Raw genomic sequence first — 5,912 nt, 5'->3', positions numbered from 1 at the left:
CCCGCGAGGTAGATCGGCGCGGTGCCGTGCGGGTTCGGGCCGGGATCGAAGAACGGCGTCATCAGCGTGTGCTTGTAGAACTCGCCGCGGAACGCCAGCCGCTCGCCGGTCTCCCACGCGTGCCAGATCGCCTTGATCGCCAGCACGAACTCGCGCATGCGGGCCGCCGGCTTGCTCCACGGCATGGAGAACCGCTTGGTGATGTGGGCTTCGATCTGCGAGCCGAGGCCGAGGTTGAACCGGCCCCCGGACAGCAGCTGCAGGTCGTTCGCCGTGGTCGCGACGGTCATCGGGTTGCGTGCGAACGCCACCGCGATCGCCGTGCCGAGCTCGATCCGCTCGGTCGCCGCGGCGGCTCCGCTCAGCGCCAGGAACGGGTCGTGCTTGGTCTCGGCGAGCCAGAACCCGTCGTAGCCCCGGTCCTCCGCCCGCTTCGCGATGGCCCCGGCGTTGCCGGGGTGGTAGTCGACGGCACTCCTGTCCAGCTTCATGCCGATGAGGTTAGAAAACTCTCCAGCAGCGCGTTGAACTCAGGAGCTTCCGGCACCAGATGGTCGCGCCCGCGGCACACGGCCCGTTGGCCGCCCGTCTCGCGCGCGATGGTGTCGCAGATGATCTCGTTCGCCTCGCTGTGGCCACCGGAGACCACGAGGATCGGGAACCCGGCGGAGCGCAACGCGGCCAGCGGCGGCTCGGCTTCATCCGGAGGCCGCGCGTCCAGGAGTTGGCGCATGCCCTTGACCAGCGTCTCGTGCGGCTGGTCGGGGACCTCGATCGGCACGCCCGCGATGGGGAAGAAGCGCCGCAGCGCCTCCACTGGGTCCAGATCGGACTCGATCAACCCGCGCGTGGCGGCCCCGAACGCGTCCACGACCGGAACTCCGCGCGCCACACCGGCCGCCGGAGGTTCGAGGATCGTCAACGACCGCACGTTCTCCGGTCGCAGGGCGGCTGCGTACATCGAGACGATCCCGCCGTACGAGAGCCCGACGAGGTGGCTCGGTTCGTCGAGCAGCTGGTCGGCGATCAGCGCGGCTTCCGGCTCGAAGTCCTGCCGCGCGGGTGGCGACTGCCCGTGGCCGGGACGGTCGGGAGCGACCAGCGTCCACCGTTCGGTCAGCGGTCGCTGAGCGCGCCAGGTCTCCCGGCCGCCGAGCACTCCGCCGTGCACGAGCACCACGCGCGGACCATGACCCCACTGGTGGACGTGCAGTCGCATGGTCCGAGCGTAGGGCCGGCGATCAGCGGCGCGAGGGCTCGCAGGCGATTCCGTTCCGGTTCGCGTCCAGTTCGACGCGGTAGCCAGGCTGTCCCCAGAAGAGGGGTGCCGCACCGGCCCGCCACGCGTCGTCGCACGTCGCGAAGAACACCGGCTTGGGCTTGGGGGTCGTCGTGGTCGGCTTGGGAGCGGGAGGCGGGGGTGGCGGTGGAGGAGGCGCGGGCGTCTCGGTGATGTCCTTGCCACCGCACGGCGATCCCCACAGTCCGATCGGGACCCGCTGCGCCGCCCCTTCCGCTTCTCGCTGCGCCGCGGTCGCATTGCCCGTGATCCGTCCGGCGCCGTTGCCGAGCGCGAGCAACGCGAAGTCCGTGCCGTCCGCGAGGCTGAGCGTGCCGGTGGTCCGGTCGTAGCGCACCTGCTGGTTCAGCAGCATGCTCTTGGCGAAGCCGGTGGCCGCCTCCGCCCAGCACGGCCCGGGCTGGGCGAGCCCGCTGACCTCGGCCTTCGAGCCGTCGGACAGCATCACGGAACGGCCGTCCACGATCGACGCCACGGTGATGCCCAGCATCGCCGGCGGCACCGACGCCGTCGTCGTGACGGGCACGTCCCCTGCTGGTTTCTCGACGGCCACGGGCGTCGACTGCGCCTGCGCGCTGCACCCAGCGGTGAGCGCGACCAGCAGGACTCCGCCGCCCAGAGTTCTCCACCCCGACATGAATCCGAATAGTGCTCTGCGTTCGGGGAACGGCCAAGGTTACGTATTTGGCGCGGATCGGTTCACCGGTAGTCCGAACTGAAATACGGAGATGCCCAGTTCAGCGTGCGGGCTTCAAAGTCCAGACGACGGTCATCTCGCAGGTGGTCACGCCGTCGGCGTCGGTGATCATGATATTCACCGGGAATTCGGGACGCGTACCCGCCTCCAGTTCGGCGAGGACCTCGTCGGCGGGACGGCCGAGAACGGCTTCGGCGCGCACGACACCCATTGCGATCTTCTTGTAGGAGATCTCCGCGCGGACGGCGAGTGGCGTGGCCTTGCCCAGGTGTGCGGCGAACGCGGCCATGACGACGGCGCCGGACGTGGACTCGCCCAGACCGAACATCATCGCGGCGTGCGGCCCGCCGATGTGGTTGTGCAGTGACGGGTTGTCCGGCAGCGAAGCGACGATGCGGGTGGGCGAGACCTCCTCGAACTCGATGCCGGTGGTCTTCACGTACGGCACGGCCTGCTTCATGGCGTCGGCGAGGATCGACACATCTTGGCTCATGAGACCGGATGCTACCGGCGAGTAACCAGCTCTGCTACCCGCCGGTAACCAGCACTCTGCGCTGCTGCGCCGCTCCACTGTGGAGTGAGACCTGAAACTCACTTGCAATCCGGCGGACCGGGATGGATGCTTGTACCGAGCAACTAGTTGGGTGATACAAGCAACGAGGTGGCAGATGGTCGATCCGGGCAGGTGCATGGCCATCGATCCCGAGCACGAGCTCGCGGATCGGGTGGGCATGGCCATGGTGCGGCTGAACAAGATGCACGCCCAGGTCGCTCATCAGATGGCCAAGCAGGGCATGGACAAGTCCGCCTTCGTGCTGCTCGCGACGCTCTCCGGACTCGGTGAGTGCCGTTCGAGCGGTTTGGCGGAGGCTGTTCTGTCCGACCCGTCCACGGTCAGCAGGCAGGTCGCCGGGCTGGTGAAGGACGGACTTGTGGAGCGGCGCGCTGATCCGGCAGACGGCCGGGCCAGCGTGCTGGCGGTCACCGAAGCGGGGCGCCAGTTGCTCATCGAGCGACGCCGGCAGCGCAACAACGCGATCGAGCAGGTGTTCGCGGACTGGCCCGACGAGGACTTCAAGGGTTTCGCGGACCTGTTCGAACGCTTTGTCCAGGACTACGAGCGCACGATTCCGGCGCTTATGACCGAACGCGGGACGGGGACCCGCGCAGGAGGGGAAAAGTAGAGATGTCATCAACAACCGAGGCGACACCCACACCGGGCGTCTCCCTGACCCACCGCCAGATCATGACGGTGCTGTCCGGCCTGCTGCTGGGCATGTTCCTCGCCGCGCTGGACCAGATGATCGTCGCCAGCGCGATGAAGACCATCGCCGACCAGTTGCACGGCCAGACGCTCCAGGCGTGGGCGACCACCGCCTACCTGATCACGGCGACCATCACCACCCCGTTGTACGGCAAGCTGTCGGACATCTACGGGCGCAAGCCGATGTACCTCGCCGCGATCTCGCTGTTCCTCGCGGGTTCGCTGCTCTCGGGCATCGCGACGTCGATGTACGAGCTGGCCGCGTTCCGCGCGGTGCAGGGTCTCGGCGCCGGCGGTCTGATGTCGCTGGCGTTCGCGATCATGGCGGACATCATCTCGCCGCGTGAGCGCAGCAAGTACTCGGCGTACTTCATGGCCGTGTTCGGTTCGGCCAGCGTGCTCGGGCCGGTCATCGGCGGTGTGTTCGCGGGCCTGACCTCGTTCGCCGGTGTCACCGGATGGCGCTGGGTGTTCCTGGTCAACGTGCCGATCGCGCTGCTCGCGCTGTTCGTCGTCGGCCGCGTGCTGAACATCCCGCACCAGCGGGTGGACCACCGCGTCGACTACCTCGGCGCGCTGACGCTGACCGTCGGCCTGGTGCCGCTGCTGATCGTGGCCGAACAGGGCCGCGAGTGGGGCTGGGCGTCCGGTACGTCGATCGCCATGTACGTGACCGGCGTGATCGGCCTGATCGCGTTCGTCTGGGCCGAGTTCCGCGCCGGTGACGAGGCGCTGCTGCCGATGCGGATGTTCCGCAACCACACGTTCGCGCTGGGCAACACGATCAACTTCGTGCTCGGCATCGGCATGTTCGGCGGCATGGTCTCCATCCCGCTGTACCTGCAGATCGTGAAGGGCGTGACCCCGACGGTCTCCGGCCTGATGCTGCTGCCGATGACGTTCGGCATCATGTCCGCCACGGCGATCGCGGGCCGGGTGACGTCGAAGACCGGGCGCTACAAGATCTTCCCGATCATCGGTGCCGGTCTGATGTCGGTCGCGTTGATCCTGCTCAGCACCATCGGCACGACCACGCCGAACTGGCAGGTCATGATCTACATGTTCGTCATGGGCGCCGGCCTCGGCCAGTGCATGCAGACGCTGCTGCTGGCGATCCAGAACGACGCCGAGCCCCGTGACATGGGCGTGGCGACCGCTTCGGCGACGTTCTTCCGCCAGATCGGTGGCACCGTCGGCACCGCGGTGTTCCTGTCGATCCTGTTCAGCACGGTCGGCGACAAGATCGCCGAGGGGTTGAAGGCGGCGATGCAGACCGAGGCGTTCAAGGTCGCGCTGAGCCACAACCCCGAGTTCGCCAAGTCGCTTCAGGCCGGTGGTGGGTCCACTCCGGACATCAACAACGTGGAGTTCCTCAACCACCTCGACCCGGTGCTGGCCAGGCCGTTCCTCGACGGGTTCTCCAGCGCGATCGACACGGTCTTCATGACCGGCGGGATCGTGATGATCGCGGCGTTCGTCCTCGTGTGGTTCCTGCGCGAGAAGCCGCTGTCGACCAGGTCGGGTCTGGAGCGGGTCGCGGACGCCGAGGCCGTGGCGATTCACTAGCGGGCAAACAAAAAGGGCCGTCCTCCTCGCGGGGGACGGCCCTTTCGCGTGCGCTCAGTGGAAGGACTCGCCGCGTGCCTCGGCGTCCTTCAGGCGCTGGTAGGAGCGCTCGATCTCGGCCTCGGCCTCGGTGCGACCCACCCAGGACGCGCCCTCGACGCTCTTGCCGGGCTCCAGGTCCTTGTAGACCTCGAAGAAGTGCTGGATCTCCAGGCGGTCGAACTCCGCCAGGTGGTGGATGTCCCGCAGGTGCTCGTGCCTGGGGTCGTGGGCGGGGACGCAGAGAACCTTGTCGTCGCCACCCTTCTCGTCCGTCATGCGGAACATGCCGATCGCACGAGCGGCGATCAGGCAGCCGGGGAACGTCGGCTCCTGGACGAGGACGAGGGCGTCCAGCGGGTCGCCGTCCTCACCCAGGGTGTTCTCGATGAACCCGTAGTCGGCCGGGTACTGCGTCGACGTGAACAACGTGCGGTCGAGGCGAATGCGGCCACTCTTGTGGTCCACCTCGTACTTGTTGCGCACGCCCTTGGGGATCTCGATCAGGACGTCGAACTCCACTGGTCCTCGCTCATGTAGCCCATTCGTGACGCCACTAGTGTGGACCACGACGCCCTGTCAACCCTCATCGGAGCGGCGGCTGGAGGGTGTGAGATTGCCCGTACCGAGCTGACGGAGGCCCTCTTGCCGGACGAGCCCCAGTGGCCGACCGACGATGACGACGCGGACCTGGACGAGCCGCTCGCCGAGCCAACGGTGCAGGTCAAGCGCCCGTCAGTGGATCAGCCGACCATGCGGTTCCCCGTCGCGGCGGTGCTGACGCCACCGTCCACACCGGAGCCTCCGCGCTCGTCCCCGGTTCGTTCCGTCCCGAACGTCGCTGGTCCCGCGGCTGGTGGCGCGGGTATGCCTTTGAACGGTTCCGGCGGCGCTCCCGGTTCTGCCGGTGGATCTTCGGCTGAGAAGTCTGGATCTTCGGGTGGGAAGTCTCACGGGCAGGTTGGGCCGGACGGTGGCCAACCCGCCGAGCCTTCGCGCGCGGAGAGTTCACGAGCAGAGCCTTCACGAGCAGAGCCTTCACGAGC

Annotated in this window: 7 protein-coding genes; 2 read left to right on the top strand and 5 right to left on the bottom strand. The window is 67.8% G+C overall.

Features of this window, described 5'->3' with window-relative positions:
- The 4 genes from UK23_RS12090 to UK23_RS12075 form a co-directional block, all read right to left on the bottom strand.
- Window positions 1–491, bottom strand: a 491-nt coding sequence (locus UK23_RS12090; RefSeq protein ID WP_045311552.1) for an LLM class flavin-dependent oxidoreductase, incomplete at its 3' end; no start/stop codon positions are given.
- Complete coding sequence (locus UK23_RS12085) at window positions 488–1,219, bottom strand: alpha/beta fold hydrolase (protein ID WP_045311551.1); 732 nt, start codon at window positions 1,217–1,219, stop codon at window positions 488–490. The genes UK23_RS12085 and UK23_RS12090, both read right to left, overlap by 4 nt.
- 22 nt (window positions 1,220–1,241) lie before the next feature.
- On the bottom strand, window positions 1,242–1,937 hold the full coding sequence (locus UK23_RS12080) for a thermonuclease family protein (RefSeq protein ID WP_052684592.1): 696 nt from the start codon (window positions 1,935–1,937) through the stop codon (window positions 1,242–1,244).
- Between the two features lie 100 nt (window positions 1,938–2,037).
- Complete coding sequence (locus UK23_RS12075; RefSeq protein ID WP_045311550.1) at window positions 2,038–2,490, bottom strand: DUF4442 domain-containing protein; 453 nt, start codon at window positions 2,488–2,490, stop codon at window positions 2,038–2,040.
- 196 nt (window positions 2,491–2,686) lie between these two features.
- Here UK23_RS12075 and UK23_RS12070 point away from each other — a divergent pair, with 196 nt between their 5' ends.
- Both UK23_RS12070 and UK23_RS12065 read left to right on the top strand, forming a co-directional pair.
- Window positions 2,687–3,181 carry a MarR family winged helix-turn-helix transcriptional regulator gene (locus tag UK23_RS12070; protein ID WP_231114469.1) on the top strand — a complete coding sequence of 165 codons (495 nt, stop codon included), beginning with the start codon at window positions 2,687–2,689 and terminating at the stop codon, window positions 3,179–3,181.
- A 2-nt stretch (window positions 3,182–3,183) separates the two neighbouring features.
- A complete protein-coding gene (locus UK23_RS12065; protein ID WP_045311548.1) occupies window positions 3,184–4,827 on the top strand; it encodes an MDR family MFS transporter in 1,644 nt (547 codons plus the stop codon).
- Between the two features lie 54 nt (window positions 4,828–4,881).
- On the opposite strand, the gene UK23_RS12060 is transcribed toward UK23_RS12065, so the two are convergent.
- A complete protein-coding gene (locus UK23_RS12060) occupies window positions 4,882–5,388 on the bottom strand; it encodes an inorganic diphosphatase (protein WP_045311547.1) in 507 nt (168 codons plus the stop codon).
- Between the last annotated feature and the right edge of the window lie 524 nt (window positions 5,389–5,912).

The sequence above is a fragment of the Lentzea aerocolonigenes genome, assembly GCF_000955955.1.
Classification (GTDB): domain Bacteria; phylum Actinomycetota; class Actinomycetes; order Mycobacteriales; family Pseudonocardiaceae; genus Lentzea; species Lentzea aerocolonigenes_A.
This window is presented reverse-complemented; position numbering and strand designations above follow the sequence as displayed.

Excerpts from the sequence above, each read along its gene's own strand:
- UK23_RS12085 (WP_045311551.1), bottom strand. The coding sequence starts at position 1,219 with ATGCGACTGCACGTCCACCAGTGGGGTCATGGTCCGCGCGTGGTGCTC.
- UK23_RS12080 (WP_052684592.1), bottom strand. The coding sequence starts at position 1,937 with ATGTCGGGGTGGAGAACTCTGGGCGGCGGAGTCCTGCTGGTCGCGCTC.
- UK23_RS12075 (WP_045311550.1), bottom strand. The coding sequence starts at position 2,490 with ATGAGCCAAGATGTGTCGATCCTCGCCGACGCCATGAAGCAGGCCGTG.
- UK23_RS12070 (WP_231114469.1), top strand. The coding sequence starts at position 2,687 with ATGGCCATCGATCCCGAGCACGAGCTCGCGGATCGGGTGGGCATGGCC.
- UK23_RS12065 (WP_045311548.1), top strand. The coding sequence starts at position 3,184 with ATGTCATCAACAACCGAGGCGACACCCACACCGGGCGTCTCCCTGACC.